General features: G+C 49.1%; 1 protein-coding gene. It reads right to left on the bottom strand.

Annotation, left to right across the window (positions count from 1 at the left end):
- Window positions 1-10 precede the first annotated feature (10 nt).
- Window positions 11-20,410, bottom strand: a complete 20,400-nt coding sequence (locus R7D93_RS01030; RefSeq protein WP_225496285.1) for a tandem-95 repeat protein — start codon at window positions 20,408-20,410, stop codon at window positions 11-13.
- Window positions 20,411-20,451 lie beyond the last annotated feature (41 nt).

Below are 20,451 nucleotides of genomic sequence, written 5' to 3' on the forward strand. Positions count from 1 at the left end.
CTAGGACCGGTTACATTGAGCTTTGATCGAAATCGTTGCCTTGGTCAGTACCCGTTTGAGTATCCGAGTCGAAGCTGCCAGAGTCATCCGTGAAGTCAACACCTTGCTCTTGACCTCCCGCACTTGTCCAGTCGCTGCCGCCAGATTCCATACCCGCCATGTCTGGTTGCTGATCTTGAGCAGAACCTTGCATGGTGTATTGATCATCGACTTCAACTTCAACTGTGCCACTCGCACCTTCTACCGCGCTGCCCAATTCGTCGTAACCTTGGAATTGGATTTCGCTCGTACCTTCGTAACCTTCTGGTAGGTCAACCGATACTGGTTGGTTCAGGTTGCCACTTAATGTGAAGCTGCCATCGCCATTATCCAGTGCGTTGCTTACTGATGCACCATCAGGTAGACCGGACATTTCTGCATAATCCACCGATTCGTTACCACTGACCTCATCTGGAACCGAGATAGAAATGGTATCGCCTGGTGCTGCAGTCACATCAGCTGCGCTCTCCTCTTCACTGTCTGCACCGTTTGCTGCTTGCTCTTCAGGTTGTTGCGCTTCGCCAACTTGCTGCTCTGCTGATGCTTGAGCAGCTTGAATTTGTGGCTCGTCACTTTGCGCTGAATCGTCCGCAACTTGGATGCTCAGATTCTGAGTCGATACTTCACCATTGTCGTTGACCTGAACATCCATAGCCAAATTGCCATCGAAGTCATCGTTCGGCCAGTATGTCCACTCTTCATCATCTGATTTCGCGAAGAAACCAGCATCGTTTGCATCGGCTACATCCAACACTTCTGCTGAAGGGCTAATGCCAAGCTCATCAATCAACTGTGCTTCCGTTAGTGTTAGTGAACCATCATCAGCCAGTGCGTAGCCTTCGCTAGTTGTGGTTTCACCCTCACCTTGGATGTCGACATTAAAGAAGCTCTCAATGCGGTTTTCACCGTCAGTTGCAATGAAGCCAACTTGAACATCTCCGGTGTAGCCTTCTGCTGGTGTGAATTGGTAGTTACCTTGGTTATCGGTCTCTATCACACCTTGACCTTCCATTAGGCTCACTGATTCAATGCTCAAGCTGTCGCCTTCTGCATCGCTCAAGGTCGATAGCATGTCATCATTGGTGAACGACAAGGTGCCATCCGCTGCCATTTCTGTGGTAGAAATGCTGTCGATTTCTGGAGAAGCATTCTCTTGTGGCGCATCTTCTTTCACGACCACACCTGTTTGCTCATCATGAAGCACACCGTCTTTATCAATCACATAAGCGATGTCCGCTTCACCAGTAAAGCCTGGTGCTGGATTGAATGTCCATGTGCCATCACCGTTATCGACAATCTCACCTTGGCTGCGATCAGCTAGGTGAACGAATTTCACTTCATCACCCGCGTCAGCGTCTACGTTTTCTGCCAATCCGATTAGGTCATCAGCGGTTAGGATAACGGGTTCACCCGCTAGGGTTTCGAAGTCACCTGAATCGATGCCATCTTCGAACTCTTCTGGCTCGTCACCGTAATCCACCGTTGTTGCGGTCACGGTTACGAAGAACTCGCCATTAAAGTCAGCCGGAGGCGTCATTTGCAGGTCTGAGATATCCCACTCGTTCAAGTCGATGTATTGACCCGGTTCCGTGATGGTAATGGTGTTCACACCATCCGTAACTTCGAAGCCAACAGGGAAACCAGTCATCACTAGGTTACTTAGCGTTTCTGAATCGTCGATTAGACCGACATTCAAGCCTAGGTGACCCGTTTCGTCCTCACCGAAGACTAACGGACCATCATGGTCGGTTGTGATGACCGCGCCATCCGCAACCGGGCGAACAAACACTGGTACATCAAGAACCGTCTCAAACTCACCGTCACTTACCACAACTTGCAAGTCAGAAACCCCTGCAAAATCGCCAGTCGGTGTGAATGTCCAAGTACCGTCACCGTTGTCCGTTACCTCACCACCATCTTCACCTTCTGCGGTGATAATGCGTGATACGACTAAGTTTTCAGTGTCGATATCGCCGAACAAGTTCATCAGGTCGCCAGCGTCGAAGGTGAATGCGCCATCCTCGTCGGTTGCCATAAAGGCATTACCCACATTGAATGGAGCATCGTTGACTGGAATGACATCCACATTCAACGAGCCTTCAACCACTTCTTCACCATCCGTCGCGGTGTAGCCCAGTTCCACCAAACCATTGAAGTCTTGAGTGGTTACCAAGTGGTACATTCCATCTGGCTGCTGAGTTAATGTCGCGTTTGCAGGCGCACGAACCGTGATGCTTTCTACGCTGATTTCGTCACCATCAAGATCCGTAACTTGATCAGCGATGTAAGCTGGGTCAATCACCATGACCACATCTTCTTCGCCTTGCATCTGGATGGTTGGCGCTTCTGGTGCATCGTTAACCGCTTCGATGTTTAGATTGCCTTCAACCGGCGTCACTAAATCACCATCGCTGACACCGAACGACATTGGCACATCACCATTGAAGTTCTCTGCCGGAGTGAATGACCAAGTACCATCACCGTTGTCTAGCAAGTCACCGTATTGCTCATCAATCACTAGGTCAACAGCAGACAGTTCATCGTAGGTGTTGTCGATGTCTGTCGCGTTAGCAAGCAACATGTCCTGCGTAATAAGAATGGTGGTATCTTCGGTGCCAGCAATATTCACTGGCGTTGATTGCGGCGCATCGTTAATTGGGTTCACCGTTAGGTCGACGCCCACTTCCACGCTCGCACCATCGTTATCAATCAAGTCGAAACTTAGGTCGATATCGCCATTGAAGTTCGCGTCAGGCGTAATCGTAAAGCTACCATCTTGGTTCTCAACAACGGTTGCATTGGCTACCGCGGTTAAGTTCACCGCTTCTAGATTATCGCTGTCGACGTCACCCGCTTGAGCCAGTAACTGCTCTTGACTCAATGTGATTGAACCGTCTTCATCGACGCTGTAAGCCAAATCGCCAGATACCGGAGCATCGTTGACTGGCAATACATCAATGTTCGCGTTGGTTGTCGCAGTTGCACCGTCTTCATCAGCCACTACTACGTCAAGACTTACGCCACCGTTGAAGTTTTCATTTGGCGCGAAGCTGTAAGTGCCATCGTCATTCGCCGTTAGAATACCGTCGCTACCACTGTAAGAGACGCTTTCTAGGCTCACGTCACCTTCCACATCGCTTGATTGCGCTAGCAGTTGCTCTTTCGTGAAGATAATGACTTCGTCTTCATTAACAGAGTAACTTGTCGCACCTGCGATTGGTGGATCGTTCACCTCAAGTACTGTGATACCCACAGTGGTTGAGTCTGTCGCACCCTCTTCATCGACAACTACAACGTCTAGGCTGACCTCGCCATTGAAGTTCTCGTTTGGAGAGAAGGTGTACGTACCATCACCATTGTCTTGGAACACGCCATCTGCGCCGCTGTAGCTGACACTATCAATCGCGACTTCGCCTTCGACGTCAGATGAGTTAGCCAATAACTGCTCGTTACTGATGGTGATCGAATTGTCTTCATGCACCGTGTAAGACGTGCTGCCTGCAACCGGTGGATCGTTCTCTGGCGTCACGCTTACGTCGATATTTGCGGTCACGGTATCCGTGCCATCAGAAACATCGAAGGTAAAGTTCACATCACCATTGAAGTTCTCGTTTGGAGCAAAGCTGTAGGTACCATCACCGTTATCGGTTAGGACACCATCGGCACCAGTGTAATTGACACCTTCTACCGATAGGTCATCACCATCGATATCCGTTGCGCCATCAAGCAGATCCTGGTCAGTGAAGGTCAACACGCCATCTTCACCAATGGTGAACGCTTGATCTTCCGGCTGCGGCAAGTCATTGACTGGGTTAACCGTTAGGTCAGCCGTTGCAACGATAGTATCGCTGCCATCATTGATATCGAACGTGATATCAATGTCGCCATTGAAGTTCGCGTCAGGCGTGATAGTAAAGCTACCATCGTCATTAGCCGTAACCGTCGCATCACCGTCAACCACTAGGTTGGAAGCGGTTAGTGCATCACCTTCTACATCCGTTGCTTGTGCCAACAATTGTTCTTGGCTTAGCGTGATTGAGTTGTCTTCGTCGACACTGTAAGCCAAGTCACCCGATACTGGAGCATCATTGATTGGCAGAACATCAATGTTTGCCGTCGTCGAAGCGGTCGCACCATCTTCGTCCACGACTACAACATCAAGGTTCACTTCACCATTGAAGTTTTGGTTTGGTGCAAAGCTAAACGTACCATCACCATTGTCGGTAAAGATACCTTCGCTGCCAATGTAGCTCACGCTATCTAGTGCTACCTCACCTTCAATATCGGAAGAGTTTGCCAACAACTGTTCTGCGCTGATGGTGATAACTTCATCTTCATCAGTGGTGTAACTGGTTGTGCCTGCGATTGGTGGATCGTTCACCTCAAGAACGGTAATACCCGCTGTTGTTGTATCAACCGCGCCGTCCTCGTCAACCACGACAACATCAAGGCTAACATCGCCTGTAAAGTTTTCGTTTGGAGAGAAGGTGTAAGTACCATCGCCATTAATTTCTAGCACACCGTCGTTACCGCTGTAACTCACGCTGCTGATCACAACATCACCCTCGATATCAGACGAATTAGCCAGTAGTTGCTCGTCACTGATGGTGATCGAGTTATCTTCATGCACTGTGTAAGACGTGCTGCCTGCCACCGGTGGATCGTTCTCTGGCGTCACACTCACATCGATATTCGCGGTCACGGTATCCGTGCCATCGGAAACATCGAAGGTAAAGTTTACGTCGCCATTGAAGTTTTCGTTTGGAGCGAAGCTATACGTACCATCGCCATTGTCAGTTAGGACACCGTCCGCGCCAGTGTATGTGACACCTTCTACCGATAGGTCATCGCCATCGATATCGGTTGCACCATCAAGCAGGTCTTGATCAGTGAAGGTCAACACGCCATCTTCACCAATGGTGAACGCTTGATCTTCCGGCTGCGGTAAGTCATTAACTGGGTTAACCGTTAGGTCAGCCGTTGCAACGATAGTATCGGTGCCATCGTTGATATCGAACGTGATATCAATGTCGCCATTGAAGTTCGCGTCAGGCGTAATGGTAAAGCTGCCATCGTCATTAGCCGTAACCGTTGCATCACCGTCAACCACTAGGTTAGATGCAGTTAGTGCATCACCTTCTACATCCGTTGCTTGTGCCAACAATTGTTCTTGGCTTAGCGTGATTGAGTTGTCTTCATCGACACTGTAAGCCAAGTCACCCGATACTGGAGCATCATTGATTGGCAGAACATCAATGTTTGCCGTCGTCGAAGCGGTCGCACCATCTTCGTCCACGACTACAACATCAAGATTCACTTCACCATTGAAGTTTTGGTTTGGTGCAAAGCTGAACGTACCATCACCATTGTCGGTAAAGATACCTTCGCTGCCACTGTAGCTCACGCTATCTAGTGCTACCTCACCTTCAATATCGGAAGAGTTTGCCAACAACTGTTCTGCACTGATGGTGATGACTTCATCTTCATCAATGGTGTAACTGGTTGTGCCTGCGATTGGTGGATCGTTCACCTCAAGAACGGTAATACCCGCTGTTGTTGTATCAACCGCGCCGTCCTCGTCAGCCACGACAACATCTAGGCTAACATCGCCTGTAAAGTTCTCGTTTGGTGAGAAGGTGTAAGTACCATCGCCATTAATTTCGAGCACACCGTCGTTACCGCTGTAGCTCACGCTGCTGATCGCAACATCACCCTCGATATCAGACGAATTAGCCAGTAGTTGCTCGTCACTGATGGTGATCGAGTTGTCTTCATGTACCGTGTAAGACGTGCTGCCCGCAACTGGTGGATCGTTCTCTGGCGTAACTGTTACATCAATGTTGGCAGAGGTTGTATCCGTACCGTCTGATACATCAAACGTGAAGTTCACATCGCCATTGAAGTTCTCGTTCGGCGCGAAGCTGTACGTACCATCACCATTGTCAGTTAGGACACCGTCTGCACCTGTGTAAGTCACGCCTTCAACGGTTAGGCTGTCACCTTCTACATCCGTCGCGCCTGTTAATAGGTCTGCATCTGTGAAGGTAAGAATACCATCCTCACCCACGGTGAACGCTTGATCTTGTGGCTCTGGAGCATCATTGACTGGTGTTACTGTTAAGTCGAGACCAGCCGCAACCATTTCTTCACCATCCGTGACATCGTAACTAAACTCGATATCACCGTAGAAGTTCTCGCTTGGAGTAATGGTGAAGCTGCCATCCTCGTTCATTTCAACCGTCGCATTTTCATCATTGGTGCTTAGGTTGATTGCACTTAAGTCATCGCCATCGATATCAACAGCGTGCTCCAGTAACTGTTCTTGAGTCAGCGTGATGCTGTTGTCTTCGGCGGTGACTGCCGTGATATCGCCCGTCACTTCTGGTGCGTCATTGGTCGGCGAGATATGAATCGTCACATCTTGCGTCGCTGTCGCTGTGATTCCGGTATCAACATCTGTAGAGGTTGCATTCACGGTTAGCGTCACATCGCCGTTGAAGTCCGCAGAAGGGATAAACTCTAGTCCTTCTAGCTCGCCTGGTTGTAGTGACCAAGTGCCGTCGCCATTATCAACACCCGCTGATAATGCGCTGCCTTCTGGCACATCTTCAATCAAGATAGCGAGGTTTTCTGAGCCATCGGTATCGGTCAATGCTGCATCGATATCAAGCGGCACAGGTGTATCTTCGGTACCAATGATTTGGTAATCCGCATCCGCTACCGTGATTTCGATGTTGTCGATACCGAACGATTCATCCCAAACGTCTTGATTCAAGGTTGAGCCGAAGCCCAGTTGCAATTCACCATCCTCGACAGGAACCGTTAGGTTGATTTGGTGAGCTTGGTCATTCCAACCACTGAAGCCTTCACGTTGAGAGGCTCCGTGGATCACTTCACCCACTTCGTTACCATCTGAGTCGTAAAGCGTTGTCGTACCATCTTGAGTGCGGAACGCGGAGTTCTCTAAGGTCGTTAGCTGTTCACCGCCGACAAAGATTTGGAACGACTCGCCATCCCAAGAATCGATTTCGTAGAAGCTAAACGAGATATTCACTTCGTTGACATCGCTTGGAATATCGTAGGTTTTGCTGACCGCTTCATCACCGCCAGTGCCACCAATACGACCCAGCATGTCGCCTGTTTCGAAACCTTGTGAACTTTCAGTATTCGCGTTCCAACCGTTCGAGCCAGACTCGAAATTATCAGAGGCAATCACCAAGTCTGAAGCAATCGAAAGCTCTGGCATATCAACCACAGATTGAACATCAATGTTCGCTTCTGCTGGCACGGTTGCAGTGCCATCGTTGACATCAAACGTTACGTTCACGTTGCCATCGAAGTTTTCGTTTGGCGCGAAGGTGTACGTGCCGTCACCGTTATCGACTAAAGTACCGCTGTCAGAAGCAACGTTTTCAACCGTTAGGTTATCACCATCGATATCACCTGCATTTTGCAGCAGTTGCTCTTCGGTGAAGGTGAAGCTGGTGTCTTCTTGCGTAACAAACTGTGGCTGACCAACCGTTGGCAAGTCATTCACTGGGTTCACAGTCAGATCGGCAGTGGCTTGAATGGTTGCATCACCGTCCGTAATGTCGAAGCTCAAGTCAATGTCGCCATTGAAGTCCGCATCTGGTGTGATAGTGAAGCTACCATCGTCATTCGCAACAACGGTCGCATTACCGTCAACAGTCAGGTTGGATGCGGTTAGATCATCACCATCCACATCGCCCGCTTGTGCAAGAAGCTGCTCTTGACTGAGAGTGATAGAACCATCTTCATCCACGCTGTAAGCCAAATCACCTGATACCGGTGCATCATTGATTGGCAATACATCGATGCTTGCATTGGTTGCTACCGTTGCACCATCTTCATCAGTCACAACCACATCAAGGCTGACATCACCGTTGAAGTTTTCGTTTGGTGCGAAGCTGAATGTGCCATCGCCGTTGTCAGTAAAGATACCGTCGGAGCCGCTGTAGCTGACGCTATCAATCGCGACGTCACCTTCAACGTCAGAAGCATTCGCCAATAGCTGCTCAGAGCTGATGGTGATGACTTCGTCTTCGTTGACTGAGTAGCTAGTTGCACCGGCAATTGGTGGATCATTCACCTCAAGTACTGTAATACCTGCGGTGGTTGAATCCGTCGCACCGTCTTCGTCTACCACAACAACATCTAGGCTGACTTCACCATTGAAGTTCTCGTTTGGCGAGAAGGTGTATGTACCATCACCATTGTCTTGGAACACGCCATCTGCGCCGCTGTAGCTCACGCTGTCGATTGCTACTTCGCCTTCGACGTCAGATGAGTTAGCCAATAACTGCTCGTTACTGATGGTGATCGAATTGTCTTCATGCACCGTGTAAGACGTGCTGCCTGCAACCGGAGGATCGTTCTCTGGCGTTACGCTTACGTCGATATTCGCCGTCACGGTATCCGTGCCATCGGAAACATCGAAGGTAAAGTTCACGTCGCCATTGAAGTTTTCGTTTGGCGCGAAGCTGTAAGTGCCGTCACCGTTGTCGGTTAGGACACCATCTGCGCCAGTGTAAGACACACCTTCAACCGATAGGTCATCGCCATCGATATCCGTTGCGCCATCAAGCAGATCTTCATCAGTGAACAACAAGACGCCATCTTCACCAATGGTAAACGCTTGATCTTCTGGCTGTGGTAGGTCGTTAACTGGATTAACCGTTAGGTCAGCCGTTGCAACAATAGTGTCGCTGCCATCGTTGATGTCGAACGTGATATCAATATCACCATTGAAGTTCGCATCTGGCATAATGGTAAAGCTACCATCATCGTTTGCCGTAACCGTTGCATCACCGTCAACCACTAGGTTAGATGCGGTTAGCGCGTCGCCTTCTACATCCGATGCTTGGGCAAGAAGCTGCTCTTGGCTTAGCGTAATTGAATTGTCTTCATCGACACTGTAAGCCAAGTTGCCCGATACTGGCGCATCGTTGATTGGCAAGACATCGATGTTTGCGTTAGTTGCCGCAGTTGCACCGTCTTCATCAACAACCACAACATCTAGGCTCACATCGCCATCGAAGTTGGCGTTTGGTGCGAAGCTGAATGTACCGTCACCGTTATCGGTAAAGATACCGTCGGAGCCGCTGTAGCTCACGCTATCAATCGCAACTTCACCTTCAACGTCAGAAGCGTTCGCCAACAGCTGTTCAGAGCTAATGGTGATGACTTCGTCTTCGTTCACTGAGTAGCTGGTCGCGCCTGCGATTGGTGGATCGTTCACCTCAAGTACTGTAATACCCGCGGTAGTTGAATCCGTCGCACCGTCTTCATCGACCACGACAACGTCTAGGCTCACTTCGCCATTGAAGTTCTCGTTTGGCGAGAAGGTGTACGTACCGTCACCATTGTCTTGGAACACACCATCTGTGCCGCTGTAGCTAACGCTATCAACCGCGACATCTCCTTCGACGTCTGATGAATTCTCCAGTAACTGCTCGTCACTAATGGTGATCGAGTTGTCTTCATGCACTGTGTAAGACGTGCTGCCTGCCACCGGTGGATCGTTCTCTGGCGTGACTGTCACATCGATATTCGCGGTCACGGTGTCCGTGCCATCAGAAACATCGAAGGTAAAGTTCACATCACCATTGAAGTTCTCATTCGGTGCGAAGCTGTAGGTACCATCACCGTTATCGGTTAGGACACCGTCTGCACCTGTGTAAGTGACGCCTTCAACCGATAGGTCATCGCCATCGATGTCCGTTGCACCATCCAACAGGTCTTGATCAGTGAAGGTCAATACACCATCTTCACCAATGGTGAACGCTTGATCTTCCGGCTGCGGCAAGTCATTAACTGGGTTAACGGTTAGGTCCGCCGTTGCAACAATAGTGTCGCTGCCGTCGTTGATATCGAACGTGATATCAATGTCGCCATTGAAGTTCGCATCTGGCGTGATAGTGAAGCTACCATCGTCGTTTGCCGTAACCGTTGCATCACCGTCAACCACTAGGTTAGACGCAGTCAGCGCATCACCTTCTACATCCGATGCTTGAGCAAGTAGCTGCTCTTGGCTTAGCGTAATTGAGTTGTCTTCATCAACGCTGTACGCCAAGTTACCCGATACTGGTGCGTCATTGATTGGTAAGACATCGACTGTGATGTAAGTATCAACCTCTGCGCCGTCTTCATCGCGAATGGTCACATCCAACTGTACTTGACCGTTGAAGTTTTCATTCGGTGCAAAACTACAAGTTCCATCACCGTTTACTGAGAAGATACCATCTGGACCGTCGTAGCTGATGCCAACTAGCTCGACATCCCCTTCAACATCGGAAGCATTCAGTAGCACTTGCGATTCACTGAAGGTTAGAACTTGGTCTTCATCGATAGTGTATGCGGTAGGACCTGCGATTGGTGGGTCATTTACCTCAATCACAGTAATGCCTGCAGTGGTAGAGTCCGTTGCACCCTCTTCATCGACTACGACAACATCTAGGCTCACCTCGCCGCTGAAGTTCTCGTTTGGTGAGAAGGTGTACGTACCATCACCGTTGATTTCCAGCACGCCATCGTTACCGCTGTAGCTCACGCTATCAATCGCCACTTCGCCTTCTATATCAGACGAGTTAGCCAACAGCTGTTCGTTACTAATGGTAATCGAATTGTCTTCATGAACGGTGTAAGCCGTGCTGCCTGCAACCGGTGGATCGTTCTCCGGCGTCACGCTTACGTCGATATTCGCCGTCACGGTATCCGTGCCATCGGAAACATCGAAAGTGAAGTTCACGTCGCCATTAAAGTTCTCGTTTGGTGCGAAGCTATATGTACCATCACCATTGTCAGTAAGAACACCGTCCGCGCCTGTGTAAGTAACGCCCTCAACAGATAAGTCATCCCCTTCAATATCGGTAGCGCCTGTTAGGAGATCCGCATCAGTAAAGGTCAGCACACCATCTTCACCAATGGTGAACGCTTGATCTTGTGGTTCAGGCGCATCGTTAACTGGTGACACCAATAACTCAAGATTGGTTGAGACAACATCATCGCCGTCAGACACATCGAACGTAAAGGTGATGTCACCATTAAAGTCCGCATCTGGCGTTAAGGTGTAAGTACCGTCACCATTGTCTGTGATGGTGATGTTTTCATCATCCGTTGCCAAGTTCAGTGCTGTCAGTTGGTCTCCATCCAAGTCACGCGCATTAGCGAGCAAATCTTCTTGCGTGATTAGGATTGAACCATCTTCTTCAACCACAGCAGAAACAGGCAATGCTTCAGGCGTATGTTCAATGTGAGCACCCGTTGCATTGACGTAGATGGTTTGAGAAACGGTTTCAGAATCATTATTTGATAGCTCTGTCGCCGTTGCCGTTACATTGATTTCTAGCTGTTGGTTAAAGTCTTCTGGCAATTGAATCTGTAGCTCTTGTTCAATTGCTGTGGTTGGAAGCGTTACAGAACCATCTGGACCGACTGTTACTTCACCACTGTAGATCTGGCTGTTCACTTCACCTACATCAATGGTGAAGTTGAAGTCACTATAATCGGCATCGCCGCCACCGTAGAGATCTTCAAAGCCGTAAACCAGTTCACCGTCTTCGTTCACAGTAGTTCGAGTATGTTCAATGCCATCTTGGTTGAGCTCTGAGCTTGTGCCGCCATGGAAGACTGCATCACCAAATTGGCTTTGAATCACGGTTTCAGAACCATCAGCACCCACAAACACGAGTTGTGGGTCGACCGTATCCATGTTCGCAGGAGAGCCATCTGCCGCACGGAACTCATACTGACCATCTTGCATGGACGCAAAGTCATTGAAGTTATGACCGTTAGGAATCAAGAATAGGTTGAAGCTTTCCCCTTCCGAGATTTGGAAGCTGAACTGATCTTGTCCCGGAATGAGGTCACCGCCGCCGCCAACTTGAGAGGCGTTTTCGTACACCACTTCAACGCCCGTGATGTTGCCATCTTCATCGACTTTGTAGTAACCCGCTGTGTTTTGGTAACCCGCGGTTTCACCTTCAAACGTAACCGTGATTTCAGTATCGTTGAAACTGGTGATACCGTTGTCTTGATCGTTAAGCACCCCTTCGTTGTCGTAGCTGATCACCGAACCTTCAGGAACACCATCCACGGTCACCGTCAGCGTTTCTGACAAGTCTTGGTCAACCAATGCTGCGGCAATGTTCACTTCAACAATACCGCCTGGCTCAACCAAGATCGCTTGGTCATCCACGTTTCGACCGTCGCCATCAGTGATGACTAGGTCTGGCGCATCTGCCACGGCTTCGATATGGACATTAATGTCTTGCTCAACTTCATCAGTACCGTCAGAAACCGTAAAGCTGAATTGCAAGTCACCACTGAAGTGCTCTTCTGGTACGAAGCTAAATGTACCGTCACCGTTGTCCGTTACAGTACCTTCATCACCCGAGTAGTTAATGCTGGTAACGGTGAGGTCATCACCATCAATATCAATCGCGCCACTTAGCAGATCTTCTTGCGTGAACAGGATGCTGCCATCCTCTTCAATGTGATACATGCCAGGTGCAACAATTGGAATGTCATTAACTGGGTTCACCGTCAATGTCATTTCATTGGCAACACTCAATTCACCATCGCTCACTTCATAAGTAAACTCGATGTCTCCATTGAAGTGCTGTGAAGGCGTAACGGTAAACGTGCCGTCGCCGTTGTCCACGATAGAGGCATTCGGATCATTGGTTTCTAGTGCCGTTGCGTATAGGTCATCACCATCTTGATCGCTAGCGTTTTCAAGTAGCATTTCTTGTGTCACGAGGATAGATCCATCCTCGTCCACATCTGCCACGATTGGTGCTGCTTCTGGTGCGTCGTTGACGAACTCAACTTTCAAGTCGATGTTTGCCGCCACCACATCGGTGCCATCGCTCACATCAAACGTGAGGTCAACATTACCGAAGAAGCCCTGCTCTGGCGTTAACGTGTAAGTGCCATCGCCATTGTCTGTTACTTGAACCGTGTCGCTTAAGCTCGTCACGTTCACAACAGATAAGTCATCGCCTTCGATGTCCGTCGCTTGAGCCAGCAGCTCTGCTTCAGTAATCGTGATAGCTTCGCCGTCTTTTGTGGTGAAGGACAAATCAGGCACATCTGGCAGGTCGTTCACTGGGTTAACGGTGAGGTTTAGATCCGCAGCGACGGTTTCAATCGCGTCAGTTACGTCATAAGTAAATTCGATTTCACCAAAGAAGTTTTCGCTCGGTGTAATCGTGAAGCTACCATCAGCGTTCTCAACGATGGTTGCATTAGGATCGTTGGTCGACAGGTTCACCGCTTCAAGGTTGTCACCATCCACGTCCGTCGCGTTCGCTAACAAGTCTTCTTGAGTGATGGTAATTGAGCCATCTTCATCGACGACCGCATCAACAGGACCGCTAACCTCTGGACCTTCGTTGACGATCTCAACATCGATCTTCGCAGTGCTTGGTGCACTTGCTTGACCATCGCTGATGTCGAAGGTCAAGTTCACTTCACCATAGAAGTTCGAAGTTGGTTCGAAGGTAAAGGTGTTGTCGCCGTTGTCTGTCAACGTACCTTGTGACTGGTCAACAAGCAGCAGATTCTCGATATGCAGAATGTCGCCATCCACGTCAGTCGCACCTGATAACAGGTCTTTTGCTTCGATGATGATGGTGCCGTTTTCTAGCATTTGAGTATGCAGCGGCGCCCCAGGAACTGGCACATCGTTGACCGGAATAACGGTCAGATCTAGATGGGTATCGACTTCATCGGTGCCATCGAAGACTTTGTAATCGATGTCGACTTCACCATTGAAGTTTTCATTCGGCATAAAGGTGTAAGTGCCGTCGCCATTGTCGACAAGCTCACCGTTATCACCGCTGTAAGAGATATCAGAGATAGACAGCGCATCGCCTTCCACATCACTTGCATTGGCAAGCAGATCGTCCGCGCTAAACGTAATGCCCACATCCTCATCAGTCGACAACACAATCGGACCAGAAATGATTGGCGCATCGTTTACTGCTTCGAAGTTGATGTTGATGATGTTGTCGTCAGTGAGTTCACCATCCGTAACTTGGTAACCCAGCTCAATCTCACCGTAGAAGTTCTCATCTGGTGTGACTGTCCATGTACCATCGCCATTGTCGGTTAACGTAGCGTGCTCCGCGTTATCCCCCACCAGCTCTAGGTTTTGAATATCAAGAACATCGCTATCGATATCACTCGCTTGTGCGAGAAGCTGCTCTTCTGTGATTACCACAGAGGCAAACTGCGTAGAACCTTCGGTATCAATGGTCACATTTGGCAGGTCAGCGGTCAGTTCGATTTCACTGTCACCTTCTCGGATATTCAGCTCTACCGTTTCAGTGATTTCTGTGCCGTCCACGCCAATAGATGTGAACACCGCTTCATCATGACAAGTTTGCGAAACCGTCATGTTTTGAACCACGTAAGTACCGTTACCTTGAATCGTTCCTAACTCAAAGTAAGACACAGGCTCGTTCACCGTTAGGGTGTAATCCGTCTCATAGCTACCACGATCTTCTTTGTGGTAAGTCATTGAGTCGATCAAGTCACCATCGGAATTGAATGCGCGAATTTCGACTTCTGTAAAGTGGCGAGACTCCTCCATAAACCAGCCACCTAGACCGTCTAGGTGGAAGCTGATTTCGTTGATGTCTTGACCTTCAATAGTCACAGTCAGTTTTTCATCACCGCTCAAGCCTTGACGGTCAGTATCACCAATACCGTGACCGATGTGTGTTTTACCATTCCACGCACCGAGTGGGTCATCATTACTTTGAACGGTAACTTTCAAATCGCCATCAACAAACTCACGTGTGTAAGGGTCAACAGCAGTACCCCAATCATCGAGGCTAGCGTTGTCATCAAAGGTACCAATTTGACTCGTGTGCGTACCGTTTGCCAATGCGTCATCGTTTGGAATGAAGCGCACTTCCGTATCTGCAGGCACCTCCTGCCCGACTTCTAGCTGTACCCATTCGTCATTTAGATTTGCTTCAATGATGCCGTTTTCAGGGGCTTGGTCGAGACGTAACGCAGGCTCTTCACGCAGAGAAACACCCACGGTTTGATCTTCTTCTGCTTGAATAAAGATCTCGTCGCCCGCTTCTGGCGCATCGTTGACAGGATTAACGGTCAGATCCAACGTGGTCAGAACATCATTTTCGCCATCGCTGATGTTGTAAGTGAAGTCCAACTCACCGTTAAAGTTTTCCGTATGCGTAATCGTGAATGAACCATCGTCGTTGGCTACGATCGTCGCATCTGGGTCATTGGTTTGTAGATTGCTGGCAACAAGGTCATCACCTTCAATGTCTGTCGCATTCGCAAGTAACTGTTCTTGTGTAATGGTGATGGCGTTATCTTCATCCACTTCAGCTTGAATGCCTGACGTTTCTGGTGCGTCGTTCACCGCGATAACATCGATGCCTGCGGTTGTTGTATCCGTTGCACCATCTTGGTCGATAACTGTAACGTCGAGCGAAATGTTACCGTCAAAGTTCTCATTTGGCGTGAAGGTATATGTGCCGTCGCCATTGTCCACGAAGCTACCGTCGTTACCAGAGTAGCTAACATTCGCCAAGGCTACCTCGCCTTCCACATCAGAAGAGTTAGCTAACAACTGCTCGTCACTAATGGTGATTTGACCGTCTTCTTGAACCGTGTAAGACGTAGAACCTGCCACCGGTGGATCGTTCACTGGTGTCACGCTGACATCAATGAATGCTGGTGTTGAACCTGTGCCGTCAGACACATCGAATGTGAACTGAACGTCACCGTTGAAGTTCTCATTCGGCGCGAAGCTGTAAGTGCCATCACCATTATCGGTAAGCACACCATCTGCACCTGTATAGAGAACGTTTTCGATAGACAGATCATCGCCATCAATATCCGATGCACCTTCCAATAGGTCTGCATCCGTGAACAGCAGGGTGCCATCTTCTTCTACCGTGAACTGTTGATCTTGCGCTTGTGGCAAGTCATTCACAGGATTAACCGTAATATCCAGACCAACTTGTACCGAGCCACCATCGTTATCAATGATATCGAAGGTCAGATCTAGGTCGCCGTTGTAGTTTTCATCCGGTGTGATGGTGTAACTGCCATCATCGTTGTATTGAATTGTCGCGTTGTCATCTGTCGATAGATTGATGGCTTCAAGGTTCTCGCTATCAATATCGCCCGCTTTGGCAAGCAGCTGCTCTTGGCTTAGCGTGATTGAGCTGTCTTCGTTGATGGTGTAAGCCAAATCGCCCGATACTGGTGGATCGTTGATTGGCAATACATCGACATTGATGTGCGTATCAATGGTTGCCCCATTCTCATCTTGAATGGTCACATCCAACTGAACTTGGCCATTGAAGTTCTCGTTTGGCGCAAAGCTACAAGTACCATCGCCATTAACGGTAAAGATACCATCCGAGCCTTCATAGCTGATACCAACAAGCTCTACATCGCCCTCGATATCAGATGCGTTGGCAAGAATTTGTGACTCACTGAATGTCAGTACTGAATCTTCATCAATCGTGTAAGACGTTGGACCGGCAACTGGAGGGTCATTCACTTCAATGACCGTAATGCCTGCGGTCGTTTCGTCAATCGCACCTTGCTCATCCGCCACAATCACATCAAGGCTGATATCACCGCTGAAGTTCTCATTCGGCATGAAGGTGTAAGTACCATCACCGTTGTCTTGGAATACGCCATCGGTGCCTGAATAGGTCACGCTATCGATGGACACTGCGCCTTCCACATCAGAAGAGTTAGCCAGAAGCTGCTCGTCAGAAATGGTAATCGCGTTGTCTTCATCAACCGTGTAAGACGTAGAACCCGCAACCGGAGGATCGTTCACTGGAGTGACGCTCACGTCCACATTGGCAGGTACTGTCTCAGTGCCATCAAAAACACCAAAGCTAAAGCTGACGTCGCCGTTGAAGTTTTCATTTGGTGCAAAGGTGTAAGTACCATCACCGTGGTCAGTCAACACACCATCGCTGCCTGTGTAGCTAATGCCATCAACCGTTAAGTTGTCGCCATCGATATCGGTCGCGCCAGCAAGCAAGTCTGCATCGGTAAACTGAAGTGTGCCATCTTCTTCAACACTGAACTGCTGGTCTTGAGGAACAGGAAGATCGTTAACCGGATTAACCGTTAGATCCGCCGTTGCTTGGATAGTGTCTGTGCCGTCCGTAATGTTGAATTGGATATCAATGTCACCATTAAAGTCCGCATCTGGCGTAATCGTGAAGCTGCCATCGTCGTTCGCTGTGACGGTTGCGTTTCCATCTACAGTCAAATCGCTAGCAGTCAGACCATCTCCCTCAATATCAGACGCTTGAGAAAGAAGCTGTTCTTGGCTGAGTGTAATCGCACCGTCTTCATTAACGCTGTAAGCCAAACCACCCGATACTGGCGCATCATTGATTGGCAATACATTCACATTAATGACGGTATCAACTTCTGCTCCATCTTCATCTCGAATGGTCACATCAAGTTGAACTTGCCCGTTAAAGTTCTCGTTTGGCGCGAAGCTGCACGTGCCATCATCGTTAACGGTGAAAATGCCATCCGGACCATCGTAACTAATGCCAACAAGCTCTACATCGCCTTCCACATCAGAGGCATTCAACAGCACTTGCGACTCACTAAACGTCAGAACTGAATCTTCATCAATGGTGTAAGAAGTTGGTCCAGCGACTGGTGGATCGTTCACTTCCAGCACCGTAATGCCAGCAGTGGTGGCATCCGTTGCGCCTTCTTCATCAGCGACGACAACATCAAGCGTCACTTCACCATTAAAGTTTTCATTTGGAGAGAAGGTGTAAGTACCGTCACCATTGATTTGCAACACACCATCGCTGCCAGAGTAGCTCACGCTATCAATCGAGACATCCCCTTCTAAATCCGAAGAATTTGCCAACAGTTGCGCGTCAGAAATGGTAATAGAGTTGTCTTCGTGAACCGTGTAAGACGTTGAACCAGCCACAGGAGGATCATTCACCGGCGTGACACTCACATCTACATTCGCTGAAACCGTATCTGTGCCATCAGACACGTCGAAGCTGAAGTTCACATCGCCATTGAAGTTCTCATTTGGCGCAAAGCTATACGTACCATCGCCATTGTCAGTTAGAACGCCGTCGGTGCCTTCATAGCTGATTCCCGTTACAGAAAGGTCATCGCCTTCAATGTCGGTCGCACCAACAAGCAGATCTGCATCAGTAAATTGAAGAGTGCCGTCCTCTTCCACACTGAATTGTTGATCTTGAGGAACAGGCAGATCGTTGATTGGATTAACGGTTAGGTCAGCGGTTGCTTGAACGGTATTCGTGCCATCTGAGATATCGAAGCTGATGTCGATATCACCATTGAAATCTGCGTCCGGCGTGATGGTGAAGCTACCATCGTCATTTTGAGTCACCGTCGCATTGCCATCTACCGAAAGGTTAGAAGCCGTCAGTGCATCGCCTTCCACATCAGAAGCTTGCGACAACAACTGTTCTTGGCTCAAACGAATCGAGCCATCTTCATCCACTGAGTAAGCAAGGTTACCAGACACTGGCGCATCATCGACTGGTGTGACGCTTACATCAATGTTGGCAGAAACCGTATCTGTGCCATCGGATACATCAAAGCTGAAGTTCACATCACCATTGAAATTTTCATTTGGCGCAAAAGTGTAAGTCCCATTGCCGTTGTCGGTCAGGATGCCATCGCTACCGTCGTAGCTCACACCTTCAACTGTTAGGTTATCGCCTTCAATATCCGTTGCGCCAGTAAGCAGGTCTGCGTCCGTAAAGATCAGCGTGCCATCTTCTTCCACGCTGAACTGCTGGTCTTGAGGAACAGGCAAATCGTTGATTGGGTTAACGGTTAGATCAGCGGTTGCTTGAACGGTGTTCGTGCCATCTGAGATATCGAAGCTGATGTCGATATCACCGTTGAAATCTGCGTCCGGCGTGATGGTGAAGCTGCCATCGTCATTTTGAGTCACCGTCGCATTGCCATCTACCGAAAGGTTAGACGCCATCAGTGCATCGCCTTCCACATCGGAAGCTTGCGACAACAACTGTTCTTGGCTCAAACGAATCGAGCCATCTTCATCCACCGAGTAAGCAAGATTGCCAGATACTGGTGCGTCATCGACTGGCGTAACGCTTACATCAATGTTGGCAGAAACCGTATCCGTGCCGTCGGACACATCAAAGCTAAAGTTCACATCGCCGTTGAAGTTTTCATTTGGCGCAAAAGTGTAAGTCCCATTGCCGTTGTCGGTCAGGATGCCGTCGCCACCATCGTAACTTACGCCTCCAACTGTTAGGTTGTCGCCTTCAATATCCGTTGCGCCAGCAAGCAGGTCAGCATCGGTGAAGATCAGAGTTCCGTCTTCTTCCACCTCAAAGGTTTTATCTTCAGGCACTGGTGCGTCATTGATTGGACGAACAGTTAAATCGATTGAGCTTGAAACGGTTTCTTGACCATCACTGATATCAAACGTTAAGTCGAGCTCACCATTGAAATCAGCGTCCGGAACCACGGTGAACGTGCCGTCACCATTGTCTTGAACCGATGCATTCGCACCTACTTGAACGTTAGACGCAACAAGGTCGTCGCCATCAACATCACTTGCGTATTCGAGTAATTGTTCTTGCGTGAAGGTAATACTGCCATCTTCATCCATGATGTATGCCAGATCTTGCCCTACTTCTGGCGCGTCATTTTCACCTTCGACTTTAATTTGGAACGTCTCGCTCGTAGTTTCGGAGTCGAAATCGTCTTCTACTTGCGTCGTGGTTTCTTCGCTGGTGTCTTGTACATCCACCGCGAAGCTCTCTTCAGTGGTTTCTGAATCTAGCTCGTCACCACCTTGAGAACCTTCAGAGTCTGAAGAAGCACTTGGCGCAGATGAAGTTTGTACCGCTTGTCCTTGCGCTTCATTGCCTTCTGCGTCCGAACCACCTTCAGAGCCAGAGGCATCACCACCACCGACCGCTTGGGCACCCGCCCCAGAATCCGAACCACCGCTGCCCAGAGCCTCGTCACCTGATTCTCCGCTAGAAGCTACACTATCAACAACATTGGATTGTGCAGCGTCAGAGTCGCTGCTACTTTCAGTATCCTCTTCTTGAACTGCGCCACCCGAGCTCACTGCTTCTTCTTCCGTACCCGCGCCACTAGGATTTTCTTCCATCGCACGATTGGCTTCATCAACAGCATCTGCACTTTCAGCACCGGTCGCTACAGTCGAAGAGACGGTCGACTGCTGTTTTTCTTCTTTTGTCCCCGTATCCTTCGTTTCTGTTTGCTCTACCGCATCGTTAAGCTTTTCATTGTCTTTTTCTTGATTAGTGTCGCCTGCCATTACAGCCTCCGTTGCTTTTTAGCTAACTGATCGTATTTAGA

Source organism: Vibrio sp. YT-15, assembly GCF_033337445.1.
In the GTDB taxonomy this organism is placed as follows: domain Bacteria; phylum Pseudomonadota; class Gammaproteobacteria; order Enterobacterales; family Vibrionaceae; genus Vibrio; species Vibrio alginolyticus.